The organism is Halorubrum gandharaense (assembly GCF_054654575.1).
Map to the genome: position 1 here is coordinate 1,492,544 of NZ_BAAIET010000001.1, position 17,680 is coordinate 1,510,223.

Consider the following 17,680-nt stretch of genomic DNA (forward strand, 5'->3'; position numbering starts at 1 on the left):
GTTCGCCCGTGCAACATGCTCCGTCCTCCGTCGACCCGCTCCCGGCGGTTCGCTCCGGCTCCAACAGCTAAAACCCGGGGGGCGTCGTGGTCGTACTCGAATGGAGTGGCCACGCCTCAAACGGGTCTGGAAGCGCGTCTTCTCGCTGGCGTGGCCGGTGATGGCCGAGCAGACGTTCCGCACTGCGATGCGGACGACGGACGTGCTGATCACGGCGCTCATCTCGCCGGCGGCCGTCGTCGCCATCGGCCTCGCGGACCTCTACGCCCGGTTCCCGCTGCGGATCGGGCTGGGGCTCGGCGGCGGCGCCATCGCGCTCTCCTCGCAGGACACCGGCGCCGGCGCGACGGCCACTCGCGACGAAGCCGTCACACAGGCGCTGCTGATCGGTGCCTTGGCCGGTATCCCGTTCGTGGCGTTCGGCTTCCTGCTCGGGGAAGCGGCCATCGACGTGTTCGGCCGGATCGTCGGAGAGCCGACCCCGCCCGAGGTGGTCGTGCTCGGCGCCACGTACCTCGCGATCATCTTCGCGACGGCGCCCGCCCGCCACGTCGCGCTCGTTGGCGCTCGCGCGCTCCAAGGCACCGGCGACACCCGGACGCCGATGTACGTCAACGTGTTCGCTAACTCCGTCAACATCGCCGGGAGCGCCCTGCTCGGCCTGGGGCTGCTCGGCTTTCCCGATTTGGGCGTGGCCGGTGTTGGGATCGCCACCGCCGTCGCCAACGTGCTCACCGCCGGGCTGCTCTGTCTCGCCATCGCCACCTCCTGGACCGCCGCGAGCTTCGCGGTCCCCCGCGACTTCACGATCACCAAACAGCTGTTGCAGGTGTCGGCGCCGCGCATGGCCGAGGGGTTCGGCTCCGAGCTGGCGGAGTTCCCCTTTAACGCCCTCCTGCTCGGCTTCGGCGAGGTCGTCAACGCCGGCTTCCAGATCGGGCGCCGGGTGTACCAGCAGGTGACGGGGCCGTTCTCGCGGGGGTACAACGTCGCCGCGAGCGTGCTCGTCGGCCAGTCGCTCGGCGCCGGCGACCCCGACGAGGCGCGGTTCAACGGGTGGGCGGTCGCCGGCCTCGGGATGCTGACGGTGGGCTCCGTCGGCCTCCTGCTCGTCGCGCTCGCCCCCGAGGTCGTGTCGCTGTTCACCGACGACCCCGAGACGGCCCGGTACGGCGTCAGCTTCGCGCGGGTGTACGGCGCCGCCGCGGTCGTGTTGGTCTGTTTCTCCGCGCTCTCGGGCTCTCTGCAGGGCGCCAGCGAAACCCGGATCCCGTTCGTCGCTCGGGTCACGGGGATGTTCGGCTTCTTCCTCGGCGTCTCGTGGCTGCTCGGCCGGACGCTCGGCTGGGGGCCGGCGGGCGCGTACGTCGGCGTCTTCCTCGCGTACTGCTGGATGGCGCTGTTCGTCGTCTGGGGCTTCGGCTACACCGGCTGGGCAAAGCGGGCGGCCGACATGATGGCGGCCCGGGGTACTGGAGATGGGGGAGACGGGGCGTCGCCGGATGGCGAGGACAGCGGCTGATCGCCCGCCGGCCGCCATCCGGTCGCCGGCCGGTCGCCGGGGTTTAAGTTGCGCTCGGTCGACGGATCCGGCATGGACCTGTCAACCGCCGTTAACGCCGTTGTGGCGACCCTCCGACGGCGCCCCGCCGACCTGCTGCCGTTTTACCTCCTCGGCACCGCGGTCGTGGTGATCGCCCGCGTTCCCCTCCTGATCGGGGCGGCCGCCGCCGTCGCGTACCTCCACGTCACCGGCCGGATCGCCGCCGCCACGGACGCGCTCGCCGAACTGGACCTCCAGCCGCCCGACCAGGCCCCCGTCGAGGAGGACCCCGAGGCGATGGAGGCGTGGTTCGAGTGGTTCGAGTCGCTGTTGCCCGCGCTGGAACCGCTCTACTCCGAGGTCGCGATCGGGTTGATCGCCATCGGTGCCGTCGGCGCCGCGGTCGTTTCGCTGTTCGCGTACGCCGCCGTCTCCGCCGGCCAGATGAACGCCGTGTTCGCCCGGCTCCGTGACGAGCGCGGACTGGTCGCCGGCGTCGGCGGCGTCCGCCGCCACTGGTTGTCGTTCCTCGGGCTCTACCTCGCGGAGTTCGTGTTGTGGGTCGGCGTCATCGGGCTCTCCGCGCTCGTCGTCGGCCTCGCCGTGGCGGTGGGCGGCCCCCTCGTGGGTGCGCTGGTCGCGCTCGTCGTCATCCTGCTCGCGTTCGTCGTTCTGGTTGCCGTCCGCGTGGTGTTCGCGTTCGCTCCCGCGGCGGTCGTCGTCGAGGACGCGGGCGTCGCCGGCGCGCTCCGGGGGTCGGGGCGGTTCGTCCGGTCGAACCCGGCCGACGCCGCGGCCTACCTCGTCGTTGCCGTGGGCGTCCTCTTCGGCATCTCCTCGGCGGCTTCGGCGCTCACCGTCGTGGGTGCGGGGACGATCGTCGCGCTCTTTTCGGCCGTCGTCGCCGCGCCCGCCCTCGACCTGCTGAAAACCGTGCTGTACGGCGACTCGCACGACGCCGTCGCGCCGCCGAGCCGTCCGGAGGCGTCGCTGCGGACGCAGCTCGCCGCCGGCTGGGACCGCACAAAGCGCGAGACCGTCGGGTTCGTCCGCGGCACGCTCGGCCTCCACGCTGCCGCGACCGCCGTCCTCGTCGGCTTCTTCGTCGTCGGCTGGGTGGCCGTCGAGCCGCTCGTCGGCGTCATCGACAGCTCCATCGAGGCGCGGCTGGCCGACCACATGCCGCCCGTCGCGGCGCTGGAGTTCTTCGGCAACAACTGGTCGGTCGGCATCGGCATGTCGTTCGCGGGCGTCGCGCTGGTCGTCCCGACGATCTCCGCGCTGGCATTCAACGGCCTCTTCCTCGGCGGGATCGCGGCGCTGGAGGAGAACCTCGCCGCGCTCGTCGCGTTCGTCGTCCCGCACGGCATTCTGGAGATCCCGGCGCTGATCATCGCCGGCGCGCTCGGCTTCCACCTCGGGCTCGTCGCGTGGGGCACGTTCCGGGGAAGAGTCTCCCGCGAGGCGTTCGCGGACCGGCTGGAGGCCGCCTTTTGGGTGACGATGGGCGTCGGCGCGATCCTGTTCGTCGCCGCGCTCATCGAGGGGTTCGTCAGCCCGTACTACTGGCGGCTGTTCCTGTAGCCCTTCGACACCCACCTATAACACCCCGCCGCGGAAGGTCCACACATGATCACGGAGTCGCTGGCGGTTACCGTCGCGATCGTCGCCGTCCTGCTCGCCGTGAGTGCGTTCTTCTCGGCCAGCGAGATCGCCGTCTTCTCGCTGGAGCGCCACCGCGTTGCGGCGCTGAAGGACGGCGAGGACCGTCGCGGGCAGGTGCTTGCACGGCTACGGGAGGACCCGCATAAACTGCTCGTCACCATTCTCGTCGGCAACAACGTCGTCAACATCGGGATGACGGCGCTGGCGACCGCCGCGCTCGCGGCCGCCTTCGGCGCGGGCACCGGCACCGCCCTCGCGACCGGGATCATGAGCATCCTCGTGTTGGTCGTCGGGGAGATCACGCCGAAGTCGTACGGCGTTGCTCACGCCGAATCGCTCGCGCTCCGGGTCGCGCGCCCGCTCGCGGCAGTCCAGCGCGTGCTCTACCCGGTCGTCGCCGTTTTCGAGCGGGTGTCGGACGGGATCAACCGGCTGACGGGATCCGAGTCGGCCGGTCGCCCGGAGCTGACCCGCGCCGAGCTCGAACGGCTGGTGGCGACCGGCGAGCGCGTCGGCGCCATCGACGAACGGGAGCAGGCGATGGTCGAGGGCGTGTTCGCGCTCGGCGCCACCAGCGCCCGGGAGGTGATGGTCCCCCGACCGAACGTGGTCGCCGTCCCCCGGAGCGCCTCGCTGCGCGAGATCGTCAGCACCTGTGCCGACGAGCGCGTCACCCGCGTCCCCGTTTACGAGGGCACGCTCGACCACGTGGTCGGCGTGGTCGACGTGCGCGACGCCGAGCGCGCGATGCGCGAGGGGCTCGATCTTGCGGACATCCTGCTCGAAACCCGGAGCGTCCCCGACTCCCGACGGATCGACTCCCTGCTCGCCGAGATGCAGGAGAACCGGCTTCCGCTCGTGGCGATCGTCGACGAGTACGGCGAGGTGGAGGGGATCGTCACCGTCGAGGACATCGTCGAGGAGATCGTCGGCGAGATCCTCGAAACCGGCGAGGAGCGGGTGTTCCGCCCGACCGACGACGGGCTCCTCGTGAAAGGCGAGGTGACCGTCACGGAGGTGAACGACGTGATGGGCGTCGCGCTCCCCCGTGACGGCGACTACGAGACGGTTGCCGGGCTGCTCAACGCTCATCTCGGCCGGATCGGCCGGGAGGGCGACACCGTGGAGTTCCCCGACGTGGATGTGACGATCACGGTCGAGGCCGCCGAGCGAAACCGGATCCGACGGGTGCGGGTGCGGCGGATTCCGGGGTGGACGCCGGCGGGCGAGGGTGAGAAGGGCGGTGACGGGGCGGAACGCGGGGGCGACGACCGCGAGTACGACGACCGCGCGACGGAGTGAGGGCGTCCGCTACGGGACGGCCAGTCCCCGCCAACCGTCGCACCGCCTTTTAAGCGTCTCGCGGCCCCCGTTTCGTCTGTGTCAAACGACGACGCCGGCGACGACCGCAACGGCGACACCGTCGCCGACGACGACGCGTTCGAGACGCCCGACCCGAGCGCCGGCGAGGACCGCAACGTGTACGGCGGCGAGCTCGCCGCGTGCAGCTACGACCCCGAGACGGGCTACCTCCGCGATGGCTGCTGTCGCGACGTCGACGGCGACGCCGGGCGCCACACCGTGTGTGCGGTGATGACCGCCGAGTTCCTCGAATACGGCCGCGAACAGGGCAACGACCTGATAACCCCCAATCCGGAGTTCCGCTTCCCGGGGCTGGAACCCGGCGACCGCTGGTGTCTCTGCGTCGACCGCTGGGTGCAGGCGAAGGCGGACGGCGTCGCGCCACCGGTGGTGCTGGAGGCGACCAACGAGTCCGTCCTCACCGCCATCGAGCCCGACGAGCTCCGCACCCACGAGTTCGACCCCGAGACGTTCGAGCCGGGGACGCTGGCTGACGGTGAGGGGGACTCCTTCGAGAGCCCCTTTTAAGACGCTCTCCGGGTTTTTGCTTGGGGGATTACCGGCGAGGCGAACGCCGCCAACGCCCCAGCCGGCTCCGGTCGAGGGTTCCGGAAGACGGTCCCGCTCGCATGCTCGCGGGACCCTCGCTGCGCGCTTTTCAGGGCGTCGGGCTGTGCGGAGAGACGCCCTGAAAAGTGCTTACGTCGCCCATCTTCCCGGACCACGGGCGAGACGGTCGGAGCCGTCTCGCTGTTTCCCGCCTGCGGCGGGAACGGCTGCCCCTTTGAGTCCCATCCCGCCCCGCACAGCCCCGCACCTCACGCCTCCCCAGCCTCGTCGTCGCCGCAGGCGACGACTCCCTCGCGCGCCGGCTTGCGCCCGCAGGGCGCTCGCCGGGCGCGCCACAGCTCCGCAGAGACGCTGCTACTTGGCACCCGTTTCCCACATGGAGTGGATCGACATCTCCAGCCATCAGTAGCCGGGCTGGCGTCGGCAAGTAAAAAGGTTGAAGATCGGTTGGCTACTCGCCGAGCAGACTGTCGACGAGCGCCTCGGGGTCGAACCGCTCGATGTCGTCGTACCCCTGCCCGGTGCCGAGAAAGAGGATCGGCTTCCCGGTGACGTACGCGATGGAGATGGCGGCGCCGCCGGAGGAGTCGGCGTCCGCCTTCGTGAGGATCGCGCCGTCGATCTCGGCGGCGTCGTTGAACTCCTTGGCGCGGGTGACCGCGTCCTGGCCGGCGACCGCCTCGTCGACGAACAGCGTCATGTCGGGGTCGACGACGCGGTCGATCTTCTCCAACTGCGCCATCAGGTCGTCGCTGGTGTGGAGCCGACCCGCCGTGTCGCCGAGCACGACGTCGATGTCGTTGGCCTCGGCGTACTCCACGCCGTCGTAGATGACGGCCGCGGGGTCGCCGCCCTGGTCGTGGGCGATCAGGGGCCGGTCGAGCGTCTCCGCGTGCTCGCGGATCTGCTCGTTGGCGCCGGCGCGGTAAGTGTCGCCGTTCGCCATCACGGACGAGTAGCCGTGCGCGTCGAGCCACTCCGAGAGCTTCGCGATGGAGGTCGTCTTGCCGACGCCGTTGACCCCCGTGAACACGATGGTCACCGGCTTGTCGGCTTCCGCGATACGCTCCTCGAAGTCGAACTGGCCGACCGAGATCACGTCGAGCAGCGCGTCGTGTAACGCCGCCTCGACGAGCTCGCCGGTCGTCTCGACCTGCTTGCGGGACTCGCCGAGCATCTTCTCCTCGACCGTCTCGAGGATGCGCTCGGCGACGCTCATCTCCACGTCGCTCTCCAGGAGGGCCATTTCGAGGTCCCACAGCGGCTCTTCGAGGTCCTCCTCTTCGATGATGATCCGCCCGGTCGCGAACGCCTTCGCGCGCTGGAACGTGCTCGCCACGTCCTCGTCGTCTTCGTCCTCGTCCCCGTCCTCGTTCTCCGCCGTCGCGGCGTCGGGCGCCGATTCGGAAGCGGACGCCGCCGACTCGTCGGAGCCGGCCGTAGACGCCGCGGACGCGGCGGACTCAGTCTCGGTCTCCGCGGCGGCGTCGCTGGTGGACGACGGTTTCGCGTCGGTCGTGTCGGCGGCGCCGGCCGAATCGGCCGCAGCCGCACCGGCTTCGGCGTCCGCCTCGGCGGACTCCTCACCCTCCGGGGGCGCGTCGTCCTCCTCGACCTCCGCGGACTCCTCGACGTCCTTGCGGAAACTGCTGAGCTTGTCTTTCAGTCCGTCGAACACGGGTTACCTTACTCCTCGCCGCCCTGCTCCTGCATCTGCTGCATCTGCTGCTGCTGCATCTGCTGTTGCATCTGCTGGGCCTGCTGTTCGAGCTCCGAGCTCTCGGATTCGAGCTCGTCGAGCTCCTCGTTGGTCTCCTCGATGCGGTCGTCGAGCGCCTCCTGCTTGCTCCGAAGCACGTCGATGGCGTCGTCCTGCTCCTGCTCGGCCGAGTAGTTGCCGCCGAGCGAGACGACGATCTCGTCGATGTCCTGCACCTCGGCGCGGACGTAGGCGCCGCCGCCGAGCGGAACCTGCACCGTCGAGCCCGTCTCCAGGGTCTTGATGGCCTCGATGGCGTCGTCGATGTCGACCTTCTCCTGCTCGTAGTCGGCGACCTCCTCCTCGAGCGCCTCGATCTCCTCGTCGAGCGCCTGCAGCTCCTGTGAGAGCTGCTGAAGCTGCTGCTGACCTCCGCCCATCATGCGGCGGTCACCTCGTTGATGTCGATCTGGGTACGCTTGCGGTTGTGCTGGCTCCCCACGTTGGTGTACACGCGCTCGCGGGCGAGCTCCTCGTTTTCCGCCTCGATATCCTTCGTGAACTGCTGGTAGCCGTCGCGGCTCTGGAACCGCCCACTCACCGTGTAGGTACTCATGTCCCGGAATCGGTCAGGGACACGGAAGAATCTTCCTAAAAAGGGACGGGGTGGTGACCGCTCCCGTGGAGGAGTGCGGCGCGCCGGGACGGCAGCCGTCGACCTTCCGGTGGCGGCCGCGTGGCCGCCACGGCGCCGGGGTTCAGCCGTCCAGATCCGCCCGCGAGAACCGGACGGCCGCAAGCGTGACGAGGACGACGGTTGCCGCTAAGAGGACGGCGGCACCGGTCGCGTCGTAGGTCCCCTGCACGAGTATCTCGGAGGGCGTGTAGTGGGCCGTCGGGCTCACCAGTCCGAGCTCGTCGTATTCGGTGACGCCAACGATCGACTCGAACATGAAGAGGAGAAAGACGCTCCCGAGCGCCACTCGCTGGGCGACCGACGCCCGCGAGGAGAACGTCGAGATCGCGACGCCGAGCGCGGCACACGCGAGATGGTACGGCACCGCGAGCAGGTGGGCCGCGAGGATCCGCTCGGCGGCGATCGACTCGCCGATGCCGACCACGCCGGCGTACGCGACGACCGGCACGACGATGTTGAGCAGGAGGATCAGCGGAACCAGCCCGAGGAACTTCCCGACGACGACGGAGCGCCGGCGCACGGGCGCCGACAGGGTGAGGTCCATCCGGCCGCGCTCGACGTCGCCGGCGACCGTCTCGCCGCCGAGGTACGCCAGATAGAGCCCGACGAGGATCACCCAGCCGAACTGGTAGAACTCGACCGCGAGGAAGCCCTCGATGGTCGACATCGTGATGATGCCGAACGCCTCCCGCATTGCCGGCGGCAGCGCCTGCACGTACTCGTCGAAGTCGACGCCCGACTCCTCCATCGTCGGGAAGAAGGCGAGAAACACAAGCAAAAACGCCGACAACAGCGCGGTTAGCACGGCCGCTCCTCGGGTTCGGCCGGCGGCCTCGTAGCGGGCGATCGAGAGCCACGCGGCGGGGCGGTCGGCGTCGGAGCGGTCGGCGTCCGGATCCTCCATCTCGTCCCCGCCGCCCGCAGCGTCGTCGCTCATTGTCCCACCATCCCGATTCCGCCGCCGCCGTCCGCCTCGGGCTCGTCGTAGAACTCCATGAACACGTCCTCCAGCGGCGCGTCACGCACATCGAGGTCGATGACCGTGAATCGCGAGAGCAGGTCGATCAGCGCGTCGTACTCGCCGGCCCAGGTGAACGACACGCGGTCGCCCAGCCGGAGGTTCAACACGCCCGGCACCTGAAACGTCTCGCGGTCCACGTCCTCGGCAACCGCGATCCGCACGCGCTTGCCGCCGCGCTCACGCAGTTCCTCGACGGACTCCACCGTCACGAGCCGGCCGTTTCGGATCACGCCGACGCGGTCACACAGCGTCCCAACCTCGCCCAACACGTGCGAGGAGAGAAAGACGCTCGTGCCGGCCGCGGCGCGCTCGCGCACCAGCTCGTTGAACGACTCCTGGAGCAACGGGTCGAGCCCGCTCGTCGGCTCGTCGAGCACCAGCAGGTCCGGGTCGTGCATGAACGCCGCGACCAGCGCCACCTTCTGCCGGTTCCCTCGCGAGAGGTCGCCGATCCGCCGCGACTCGTCCAGGCCGAAGCGCCCGACGAGCTCCGCCCGCCGAGCCTCGCCACGGAGGGATTCCTGATGGTCGAGAAACTCACCGGCGGTCCGGTTCTCGTCCAGTCCGGGGTCGGCCGGGAGGTAGCCGACGCGCTCGCGGGCGCGAACGGAGGCCGCCTCGTCGGTCACGTCGTGACCGAGCAGCCGCGCCTCGCCGCTCGTCGGGGAGAGGAATCCGAGGAGCGTGCGGATCGTCGTCGTCTTGCCGGCGCCGTTCGGCCCGAGAAAGCCGAACACCTCGCCGTCGTCGACGGAGAGCGTGACGTCCTCGATGCCGCGAACGTCGCCGTAGTACGTCGTGAGGTCGGTACACTCGATAGCGGGCATGAAGGAGCTAACTCCAGCCGGCCGCTTAAAAGGTGGTGCGGGAGACGGCAAGAAGCGGTCCGCGGGCGGAAAGCGGCGAGCGCCGTCGCTCGGACGGCAGGGGTGAGAGAAAGCGGGGACCGACCGGCGCCGGCTCAGTCGATGAAGCCGAGCGTCTCCTCGATCCGGCCCAGCTCGGGGCCGGTGGTGTCCTCGCCGACGACGTAGCCGTCGTCGTTGGCGACGAGCCCGGAGCCGACCAGCGGCGCGCCGTAGTTGACGGTGCCGAGGTCGGCGCGAACGTCGAGAACCTCCTCGACGGCCTGTAGCTCCTCCTCGCGGGATTTGGGGTGACAGAGCACCCCCGTGTTGTTGGCGACCGCGGCGGTACCGACGGTGCGGACGTCGCCCAGGTCGCCGCGCTCGACGGGCACGTCCAGTGCGCGCTCGACGACCTGCATCGCCTCACGGGGCAGGTCGGGGTGGACGTAGGCGCCGTAGTCGTTGGCGAGCACGACGTTGCCGGCCGCGTTGATCGTGCCGGGAAGCTCGTGGACCTCTCGGTCGGCGGCCGCCGCGATGCGGTCCTTCTCGCGCTCGGTGGCGCGTTCGGAGACGAGCACCCCGTTCTCGTTGCCCGTGGCGAGCGCGCCGACGGTGTTCGACCCGCCGACGGTCGTTGGCAGTGGCTCGGCGTCGAGCTCCTCACCGAGCGAGTCGGCGAGGTCCTCGTCGACGTCGGGCCGGATCAACAGCAGGTCATCCGCAACGCGGGCGAACACGCCCACGTACGACGATCCGGTGAAGGTCGCCCGTAACACGTTACTCTGCGTGCTCGGCTTCGACGACCGGCTCGCCGTCCTCGACGAAGCGGGCCGCGCGGACGCGGACCTTGCTCGGCGGGTTCTGGCGACCCTGTGCCCAGACGGCCTCGTTGACGGAGCCGTCGAGGACCACGTCCTCCTCGTCCACCGAGAAGTGCTGTGCGAGGTGTGCACGGAGCTCCTTCATCGCGTAGTCGGCGCGCTGCTGTACCGGCTTGTCGTTGGCGTCGCGGATCGGGACGGTGACGACGCGTTCCTCGAAGTCGTTGGTGCTCATTTACTCGTCCAGGTCGTTCCGGCGCCAGTTGCGCCGCTTGGGGTTTCGCGTCACGTTCATGTCCGTCTTCATCATGACCCACGCGGGGACGCGGGTGTTCTGGCGCTCCTTCTTCGCCAGCCGCTTCTTTTGAGCCTTCGATTTGTCTCCCATAGTGGCGCACACTTTCCGCGGGGCGCATAAAACCCCTTCCATACGGGTCCACGTCCAGCGGTACGCGCGCGGATTCGCCGGCGTTCGCGGGCGGCGCAGGGACGTTGGTCGGCATTTATAAGCGTGGGTCGGGCACGGCGCCGGCGTGCTCCGTCGGGGACGCGACACGCTCGCCCAGCGGCTCGTCGAGGACTGGCTCGGCAGCGAGGAGCGCACCGACCACTTCGTGGAGACCCTCCAGCAGATCATGGGCCGCGACCGGTTCGATCGGAACGTCCGCTTGCCCGACAACATCCGCTATCCGGTGAAGGCGTCGTTCGACCCGTTTACACGGCGCGGACGCCCTCTCACATCGGGAGATTCACGGGACCGTGCGTCGCATGCATGAGCGGCAGTCGGCGCCCATGTTGCGATCCAACCACGGTGAAAAATAACGCGAGGGTGGCAGTGACGCCGCCTTTTATACGCCGGCGTGTGAACGGGTGGATATGACCGACGTGACCGACGCGATCCGCGAGGCGTTCGAGCACACAGACTACGACCTCGGCGACGTGAGCGTCAATCGTCAGCGCGTCCGCGTGGCCGTGCTGGAGGAGGGCGCCGAGCCCGCAGCGCTCCGGGCGGTCATTGAGGAGGCGGTCGGCGAGGACGCCGTCGCTCGGCTGACGGTGGCGACGGAGACCGTCGGCGCCGACGATGCCATCGGCACGGTCGTCACGTTCACGCACCGCCCGTGATGGGGGCCGTGATGGCCGCCGGCGACACGATTAACCCGTCGGTGGCCTAACGGGTTTCCCGGACGATGCCTGCCGACGCTGCCCACGACGACGCACGCTACCTGACGGGGTCGCCCGCCCGGGTCGCCGTGCTCCGAGCGCTTCGCGAGCGGCCGCGACGCCCGGCCGCGCTGACGGAAACGGTCGACGCGACCCGGACGACGGTCCAGCGGATCCTCGCCGGCTTCCGCGACCGCGACTGGGTCGTCTCACAGGGGGCGGAGTACCGGCTCACCGCCACCGGCCGACGCGTCCACGACGCCTACGAGACCCTGCTGGCGGAGGCCGACCGAGCCGACCGGTACGGCGCGTTTGCCGCCGGGCTCGCGCGCGCCGGCGTCGACATCCCGCAGGCGGCGCTCGACGAGGGCGAGATCACGGTCGCAACCGACCGCAACCCGTTCGGCGCGGTCGACAGGATGGTCGAGCGGATCCGCGACGCCGACGAGGGGGAGGTGCGAGCCACCTCGCCCATCGTCACGAGCCGGTACAACGAGGCGGCGGCCGCGGCGATCGACGCCGGCGCCAGCTTCGAGCTGGTGATCGACGAGGCGGCCGCCGACGTCTCCGCGGCGGAGTTCGACACGGCGACGGAGCGAGCGCTCACCGACGACAACGCGACGATCCTCGTCACGACGGAGCCGGTCGAGTTCGGCCTGTTCCGACACGGGAACGTCACCTGCGTCGTGGTTCACGACGCACACAACAGCCCGCGGTGTCTCCTCGAGACGACCGCCCCGACCGTCGCCGAGTGGGCCGACGAGCAGTTCGCCGCGCTCCGGACGGACGCGCGCCCGCTGTCGGCACTGCTCGACGGCGAGCGGTGAACAGGGCGACAGGAGAGGGCCGAAAGGGGGATCGCGAACCGGCGACGGCTCGTGGAAGTCCCTCATCCCGGTCACGACCTATATCTAATCACGGCGACGCGAACGAGTTCGGTGGGCTGTTACAAGGGTCGTAACACCCCGCCCAGTTCAGCCGGTTCAGTGGCCGGATTCCAACCGCTCGCGCTCCTCACGGAGCAGCCGCTCCCACAGCCCGAACAGGCGGCTATCGAGCCCGTAGGCGTCGTTCACGTCGCGCACCCACGCGTCGTCGGTGAACAGGAGCCGCTGAAATCGGCGGGTGTCGGGTGAGAGCGCCGACCGGTCGGTCGACGCCCCCGTCGCGTACGCCGCAAGCGTTTCCTCTCGCGTGCGGGCGACGAGCGCCTCCGGAACCCGGATCCCGTCGGCGCGCGCCGCGTGGACGAACCACTCCAGATGCACCAGCGCCGCGGCGAGCAGGAACCGGTCGCGGAACCCCGAGACGCCGGCGAGCGCCGGCTGCCCCCGTACGGTCACGTCGGCGGGCCGCGAGAACCGCGGCGCCGACGCCGACACTCCCGCGTCGGCGGCCACCTCACGGGCGACACGGCGGAGTCGCCAGTCGCAGTACCGGACGGGCGCGAGGAGCGCGAGCTCGTACCAGAGCGGCATCCACTCACAGTACGGCTCGGAGAACGCGCCGTCAGCGAGCAGCGTCGTCGCGACGGATCGGGCGGCCGCGGGCGAGAGGGAGTCAGGGTCGGTTCGGAGCCGGTGGACGACCGCCTCGTCGTCGAGTGCGTCCGCGCCGTCGAGGTCCATGCCGACGGCGACGCGCCGGGTGTAGGCCCGGCTCGCGGCGTACCAGTCGGCGAAGTCGGTCGGCTCGGTCAGTCGGAGGAGACGGAGGACGGTGATGTCGACCCTTGGACGGCTCGGGACTTAGCTCTCGCCCATCGAGCGCGTCGTCAAGCCCCCACGCCTCACGGTTCGCTCGGCGCGCGCGGTCGATGGCGGTGCGGGGCAGGATCCCGATATCGCTCACCACTCGCGGCCGGAGCAGCTCCCCGCGCGGAATGTGGGTGTCGGCGGCTGATCGGTCCCATTCCGGTCGGGGTCGTCAGCCGGGGTGGCCGTCCCCCGCGGCGGCATCATGGGGTATCGGGGACGACCGCGCTTCGGAACCGGTCCGCCACGTCGCCCTCGTCACCGTCGCGCACCCGGACCAGGTCGACGGCGCGGCGGTAGGCCGCGGCCGCCTCGCTGTCGGGCGCGTGCGCGAGCAGGGGCTCGCCGGCCCGGCGGGCGGCCCGCACCGCGTCACTGTCGGGGACCCGAGCCAGCGTCGACCCGCCGAAGTGGCGCTCCGCCTTGCGGGCCACGTCGTCGGCGTCGCCGCGGACCTTGTTGAAGAGCACGCCGGCGGTCTCCGTGCCGTACGACCGGGCGTACTCCTGGACTTTCAGTCCGTCGGCGAGCGCGGGGATGGTGGGCTGGACGACCACGACGGTTCGGTCGGCCATCACGAGCGGGAGGACCGCCGACTTGGAGCCGAGCACCGCCGGCGAGTCGAGCAGCAGCACGTCCGTGTCGGCGGCGAGCTCGGCGACCGCCTCCCGGAGCCGTTCGGGATCCGCCGCCTCGAAGCCGGACAGCGCGGTCCCACAGGGGACGACCGACATGCCGTGGCGCTCGTAGGTGGCCTCCGCGACCGACGTAGCGGTCCCCTCGACGAGCAGGTCGTGAAGAGTCGCGTCGGCGTCGGCGAGCCCGGCGTGAAAGAGCAGGTTCGCCATCCCCGTGTCGGCGTCGACGACCGTCACGTCGTGTGTGTCGGCGAGCGCCATGCCGAGCGCGAGCGTGCTCGTCGTCTTTCCCGTGCCGTCCGTGCCGCTGGCGACGGCGACCGCCTCGACCATGGGGACACTCTCCGCCTCATCGGCTTAAAAATTACTCGTCTGAGAGGTGGAATGGAACTGGCACGGCGAGGGAGACCGGCGGACGATTTCGGGGAGATCCGGAGAAACGCCGTGACATAGCTAATTGGTGATCGCTGATCGATGTCGGGAGTGAGTATTGCAATTCGTCGCCGGCGACAGGGTATATAAAATGTCGAAAGTGGCAGTGACGGTCTACTTATAAAGGGGTGCGGTGCGGTGGCGCGCCCGGCGAGCGCCCAGCGGGCGCTCGTCGGCGCGCGAGGGAGTCGTCGCCGCAGGCGACGACGAGGCTGGGGAGGCGTGAGGTGCGGTCCGGTTGCGGGGCGGGGTGGGACTCAAAGGGGCAGCCTGCTCCGGGACGACGGGCGACGTAAGCACTCAAAAGGCCGAGCATCGCGAGGCCTTTTGAGCGCGCAGCGAGCCCCTCGACCGGAGCCGGCTGGGGCTTTGCCGGCGGTCCTAACCAGCGTCTCACCAGCGATTCACCAGTCAAACACACCTTATAAACAACCGACAACCCCACCAACGCCCCACTTATAAACGCCACTACCAACCACGTACTACACTCACTCCCGACATCAATCACTAAGCGGACGCCATCAGTTGGGTGGATCATTCGATAGTGTCTCTGAAAACGGACTCAATAGCGCCGATCTATATAATCGAGCGGGTGAGTTCAATTTCCATTCACCGTTTGAACTCGAAGTTAATCGCCGAGAATATTTCCCCAGCCACTTTCGTCATCAACTCTTCGTCAAGACGACCCTGCCACGGATCCCTGATGCTCTCATAGTCCGGTGGGGCTTGGATGTTCGACACCTTTGGGGTGTGGATGGAGAGCGGGAGAATGTATGAGTCCTCGGGCGTCCCACCTTTCTCCCAATATTCGTCGAACAGTGGGTGGCCGATGAGATGATCCGTCGTGGTGATTGACACTCCGATGAATTGCTGGTCCTGAAATGGGTGTGTCTGCGTCGAGACGATGGCAAACATTCGGCTCACGTCGCCGCCATGTTTGAACGGGTCGACAGTCCAGACGACGTCTCCAATGCCATATTGACGCCCCCGGTGTGCGATCATCTATCGTCGCCGTTTTCTCCTTCAATCTCGATGAGTTCGGTGGCTTCGTCCTCGTCACCAACGCTCGGATGCGGCTGATCCGGTTGTGCATCGCTCCACGCTTTTGCCTCTTTTTCGCTTTCGATGATCGCTCCGAACGACTCGGTGAGCGTTGAGAGTGCATTCGAGAACCGGATCGCTTGGGCGAGCCGGTCTGGCTCATTCGTGATCGCCCAATGGTTCTCGCGATGGCGGACGAGGCCGCGCTCCTTCAACCGGCTCAGGTTCGTGCCGACGGTGTTGGGATCACGGTCGATCGCCTCTGCGATCTCACTGCGCTTCCACGCTCGATCCTTATTTTCGAGGAGAAACTTTACGATCTCCTCGCTGGTGGAGCGTTCGTCTTCTTCGTCGGTCGCCATCTCGAACTCCTCTATTTCCATTGGCATGGTCGCAGATTGTGTGTGCTACTGTAAAAGTGTGCTGCCATGCTGTGTGCTACTGTGCTCAACGGGTCGTGGAAGGTGACGCCGTCTTCTCGAACGACGACGCCAGTTTGCTTGCGAGTTCGACGCCCTGATACGGCCAATCCCCTCTCTGCGTGAAATCCCTCGGGACAAGCGGCCGGCACCGCATTGATCATCTGTGGACTCCCAGCGAGCTGTGCACCGTCGAGGCCGGCGTGCCCGCCGATCGTGATCCCACCATCGAGCGAGCGTTCCGACGGAGTCACGCGGGACAACGCTTTGTGACTCCCTCCCCTCGATCCGCCATGGTCACCGTCGTCACCGCCGAGCAGTTCCGCGATATGGTCGACGAGCGTCGTGCCGGCGAGCGTGAGTTCGCCGTCGTGGACACCCGGCCGGCCGACAGCTACGAGGGGTGGCGCGTCGCCGGCGCGCGCCACTTCTTCTACAAGCCGTTCCACGAGTTCGACCGCGACGCGTTCGAGGCGGAGACGGGGATCTCGCCGTCTGACACGGTCGTGACGATGTGCGCGAAGGGGAAGGCGTCGCGGGCGCTCGCGGCCGAGCTGGAGGCCGCCGGCTACGCCGAGGTGTACGTCGTCGACGACGGCATGCGCGGGTGGTCGGCGGTGTACGACCACGCGCCGGTGTCGCTTCCGGGCCGCTCCGACGACGCCCCGCCGCTCGACGTGGTCCAGATCCAGCGGCGCGCGAAGGGGTGTCTCGGCTATCTGGTCGTGGGCGGTCGCGGGACGGATGCGAGCAGTTCGGACTCCCGGCGTGTAGCGGTCGCCGTCGACGTCTCCCGACACGGGGGGGAGTGGCGGGAGGCGGCCGCGACCCGTGACGCCGAGATCGTCGCCGTGCTCGACACGCACGTCCACGCCGACCACCTCTCCGGCGGCCGCGTGCTCGCGGACGAGCTCGGCGTCCCCTATCATCTGCCGGCGGCGGCCGCCGAGCGCGACGTGAGCTACGCGTTCGAGCCGCTGGCCCGCAACGAGACGCTCGACGTGGGTGGCGTCGACCTGAAGGCCCTCGCGACGCCCGGCCACACGGCGGACATGGCGAGCTACCTCGTCGGTCGCGAGGCCGTGCTCACCGGCGACACGCTGTTCGTGGACGGCGTTGGGCGGACGGAGCTGCAGTTCTCGGCGGAAAGTGGGGCCTCCGCTGACGATCCGACCGCCGGCGCGCGCGAGGGCGCCCGCCAGCTGTACGACTCCCTCCACGCGACCCTGCTGGCGGAGCCCGACCCGCTCGTCGTCTGTCCCGGCCATTTCGCAGTTTCGAACGACGGCACGACGGGAGCCGTGACCCCTGGCGAGCCGGTGACGACGACGGTGGGCGCGGCCCGAACCGGGCTCCCGCTGCTCGGCGTCGACCGCGAGGCGTTCGTCGAGCGGATCACGGCGACGCTCCCGGAGAAGCCGCCCAACTACGAGTCGGTGGTCGCGGCCAATCGCGGCGTCGACGCGCCCGCCGACGAGACGGCCGCCATCGAGCTGGAGCTCGGGCCGAATCGCTGTGCGGCGGAGCCCGGCGTCGGGGCTGGCGAGGGAGGGAACGCGGACGACTAGCTCGGCTCACCCGACTCACCCGACTCACCGAACTCGCCCACCTCGCTCGACGCGTTCTCGACCTCGTCGTCGGCCGCCTCCAGCGTCTCGACACGCTCGTTGAGCGCCTCGTTCTCCTCACGGAGTCGGACGACGACCCGTTCCGTGTGGTCGAGACGGTTCGTCACGTCGATGTAGGCGTACGCGCCGAGAACTCCGACGATTGCGCCGACGAGACCCGCGCCGAGGAAGCCGAACACGCCCCAGAGGAACGCGAACACCGCATCGTACAGGTTCTGGACGTCGAACGGGAGGGCGACGTTCATGTCGGTGAATCCGCCGGACGTGACAAAGTCGTTGCGCTACCGGTCCACGTCGGCCTCGATGCGGACGCCGTCGTCTCAACGGCCATCGACTCCCGGAGCCGGTCGCACTCCTCGCGCACGTCGTCGAGCA

21 protein-coding genes are annotated in these 17,680 nt (G+C 69.2%); 8 read left to right on the forward strand and 13 right to left on the reverse strand.

Going from position 1 to position 17,680, the window contains the following annotated elements; all coding sequences use genetic code 11:
• Nucleotides 1-100 precede the first annotated feature (100 nt).
• From ACYQ07_RS07135 to ACYQ07_RS07150, 4 genes are all read left to right on the forward strand, one after another.
• The gene (locus tag ACYQ07_RS07135) at nt 101-1,522 is read left to right on the forward strand and encodes an MATE family efflux transporter (protein WP_459879227.1); all 1,422 of its coding nucleotides are present in this window, start codon (nt 101-103) and stop codon (nt 1,520-1,522) included.
• A 72-nt stretch (nt 1,523-1,594) separates the two neighbouring features.
• Nucleotides 1,595-3,127, forward strand: a complete 1,533-nt coding sequence (locus tag ACYQ07_RS07140) for a stage II sporulation protein M (protein WP_459879229.1) — start codon at nt 1,595-1,597, stop codon at nt 3,125-3,127.
• A gap of 45 nt (nt 3,128-3,172) precedes the next feature.
• Nucleotides 3,173-4,510 carry a hemolysin family protein gene (locus ACYQ07_RS07145; RefSeq protein ID WP_459879231.1) on the forward strand — a complete coding sequence of 446 codons (1,338 nt, stop codon included), beginning with the start codon at nt 3,173-3,175 and terminating at the stop codon, nt 4,508-4,510.
• Between the two features lie 177 nt (nt 4,511-4,687).
• Entirely contained in the window at nt 4,688-5,098 is a 411-nt protein-coding gene (locus tag ACYQ07_RS07150) for a DUF2237 family protein (protein WP_459880274.1), read from the forward strand.
• Between the two features lie 493 nt (nt 5,099-5,591).
• Here the strand turns inward: ACYQ07_RS07150 and ftsY are convergent, their stop codons facing one another.
• The 8 genes from ftsY to ACYQ07_RS07190 form a co-directional block, all read right to left on the reverse strand.
• Nucleotides 5,592-6,818, reverse strand: a complete 1,227-nt coding sequence (ftsY, locus tag ACYQ07_RS07155) for a signal recognition particle-docking protein FtsY (RefSeq protein WP_459879233.1) — start codon at nt 6,816-6,818, stop codon at nt 5,592-5,594.
• An 8-nt stretch (nt 6,819-6,826) separates the two neighbouring features.
• Nucleotides 6,827-7,279 (reverse strand): prefoldin subunit alpha, encoded by a 453-nt coding sequence (gene pfdA, locus ACYQ07_RS07160; protein WP_459880277.1) that lies wholly within the window; start codon nt 7,277-7,279, stop codon nt 6,827-6,829.
• Nucleotides 7,279-7,455: a 50S ribosomal protein L18Ae gene (gene rpl18a / locus ACYQ07_RS07165; RefSeq protein ID WP_459879235.1), complete on the reverse strand. Its 177-nt coding sequence runs from the start codon at nt 7,453-7,455 to the stop codon at nt 7,279-7,281. Before rpl18a ends, pfdA begins: the two co-directional genes overlap by 1 nt.
• Nucleotides 7,456-7,597: 142 nt before the next feature.
• A complete protein-coding gene (locus ACYQ07_RS07170) occupies nt 7,598-8,440 on the reverse strand; it encodes an ABC transporter permease subunit (protein WP_459880280.1) in 843 nt (280 codons plus the stop codon).
• 29 nt (nt 8,441-8,469) lie between these two features.
• Nucleotides 8,470-9,384 carry an ABC transporter ATP-binding protein gene (locus ACYQ07_RS07175; protein WP_459879237.1) on the reverse strand — a complete coding sequence of 305 codons (915 nt, stop codon included), beginning with the start codon at nt 9,382-9,384 and terminating at the stop codon, nt 8,470-8,472.
• A 134-nt stretch (nt 9,385-9,518) separates the two neighbouring features.
• Complete coding sequence (locus ACYQ07_RS07180; RefSeq protein ID WP_459879239.1) at nt 9,519-10,184, reverse strand: translation initiation factor IF-6; 666 nt, start codon at nt 10,182-10,184, stop codon at nt 9,519-9,521.
• Nucleotide 10,185: 1 nt separating this feature from the next.
• Nucleotides 10,186-10,464, reverse strand: coding sequence for a 50S ribosomal protein L31e (locus ACYQ07_RS07185; RefSeq protein ID WP_459879241.1), 279 nt, complete (start codon nt 10,462-10,464; stop codon nt 10,186-10,188).
• A complete protein-coding gene (locus tag ACYQ07_RS07190) occupies nt 10,465-10,617 on the reverse strand; it encodes a 50S ribosomal protein L39e (RefSeq protein WP_418281329.1) in 153 nt (50 codons plus the stop codon).
• A gap of 145 nt (nt 10,618-10,762) precedes the next feature.
• On the opposite strand from ACYQ07_RS07190, the gene ACYQ07_RS07195 reads away from it, so the two are divergent.
• The 3 genes from ACYQ07_RS07195 (at nt 10,763) to ACYQ07_RS07205 (ending at nt 12,220) form a co-directional block, all read left to right on the forward strand.
• Entirely contained in the window at nt 10,763-11,005 is a 243-nt protein-coding gene (locus ACYQ07_RS07195) for a hypothetical protein (RefSeq protein ID WP_459879243.1), read from the forward strand.
• Nucleotides 11,006-11,105: 100 nt separating this feature from the next.
• Nucleotides 11,106-11,354: a hypothetical protein gene (locus tag ACYQ07_RS07200; RefSeq protein WP_459879245.1), complete on the forward strand. Its 249-nt coding sequence runs from the start codon at nt 11,106-11,108 to the stop codon at nt 11,352-11,354.
• A 65-nt stretch (nt 11,355-11,419) separates the two neighbouring features.
• Nucleotides 11,420-12,220, forward strand: coding sequence for a helix-turn-helix transcriptional regulator (locus ACYQ07_RS07205; protein ID WP_459879247.1), 801 nt, complete (start codon nt 11,420-11,422; stop codon nt 12,218-12,220).
• A 156-nt stretch (nt 12,221-12,376) separates the two neighbouring features.
• Here ACYQ07_RS07205 and ACYQ07_RS07210 read toward each other — a convergent pair whose 3' ends face one another.
• The 4 genes from ACYQ07_RS07210 to ACYQ07_RS07225 form a co-directional block, all read right to left on the reverse strand.
• Entirely contained in the window at nt 12,377-13,117 is a 741-nt protein-coding gene (locus ACYQ07_RS07210) for a DUF8116 family protein (RefSeq protein WP_487247241.1), read from the reverse strand.
• Between the two features lie 233 nt (nt 13,118-13,350).
• Entirely contained in the window at nt 13,351-14,118 is a 768-nt protein-coding gene (locus ACYQ07_RS07215) for a nucleotide-binding protein (RefSeq protein WP_459879251.1), read from the reverse strand.
• A gap of 708 nt (nt 14,119-14,826) precedes the next feature.
• The gene (locus tag ACYQ07_RS07220; RefSeq protein WP_459879253.1) at nt 14,827-15,219 is read right to left on the reverse strand and encodes a hypothetical protein; all 393 of its coding nucleotides are present in this window, start codon (nt 15,217-15,219) and stop codon (nt 14,827-14,829) included.
• Complete coding sequence (locus tag ACYQ07_RS07225) at nt 15,216-15,641, reverse strand: TrmB family transcriptional regulator (RefSeq protein ID WP_459879255.1); 426 nt, start codon at nt 15,639-15,641, stop codon at nt 15,216-15,218. Before ACYQ07_RS07225 ends, ACYQ07_RS07220 begins: the two co-directional genes overlap by 4 nt.
• A 329-nt stretch (nt 15,642-15,970) precedes the next feature.
• On the opposite strand from ACYQ07_RS07225, the gene ACYQ07_RS07230 reads away from it, so the two are divergent.
• Complete coding sequence (locus ACYQ07_RS07230; RefSeq protein ID WP_459879257.1) at nt 15,971-17,245, forward strand: MBL fold metallo-hydrolase; 1,275 nt, start codon at nt 15,971-15,973, stop codon at nt 17,243-17,245.
• Here the strand turns inward: ACYQ07_RS07230 and ACYQ07_RS07235 are convergent.
• Complete coding sequence (locus ACYQ07_RS07235; RefSeq protein WP_459879259.1) at nt 17,242-17,550, reverse strand: hypothetical protein; 309 nt, start codon at nt 17,548-17,550, stop codon at nt 17,242-17,244. The two genes, ACYQ07_RS07230 and ACYQ07_RS07235, sit on opposite strands and share 4 nt — an antisense overlap.
• Nucleotides 17,551-17,680: the final 130 nt, after the last annotated feature.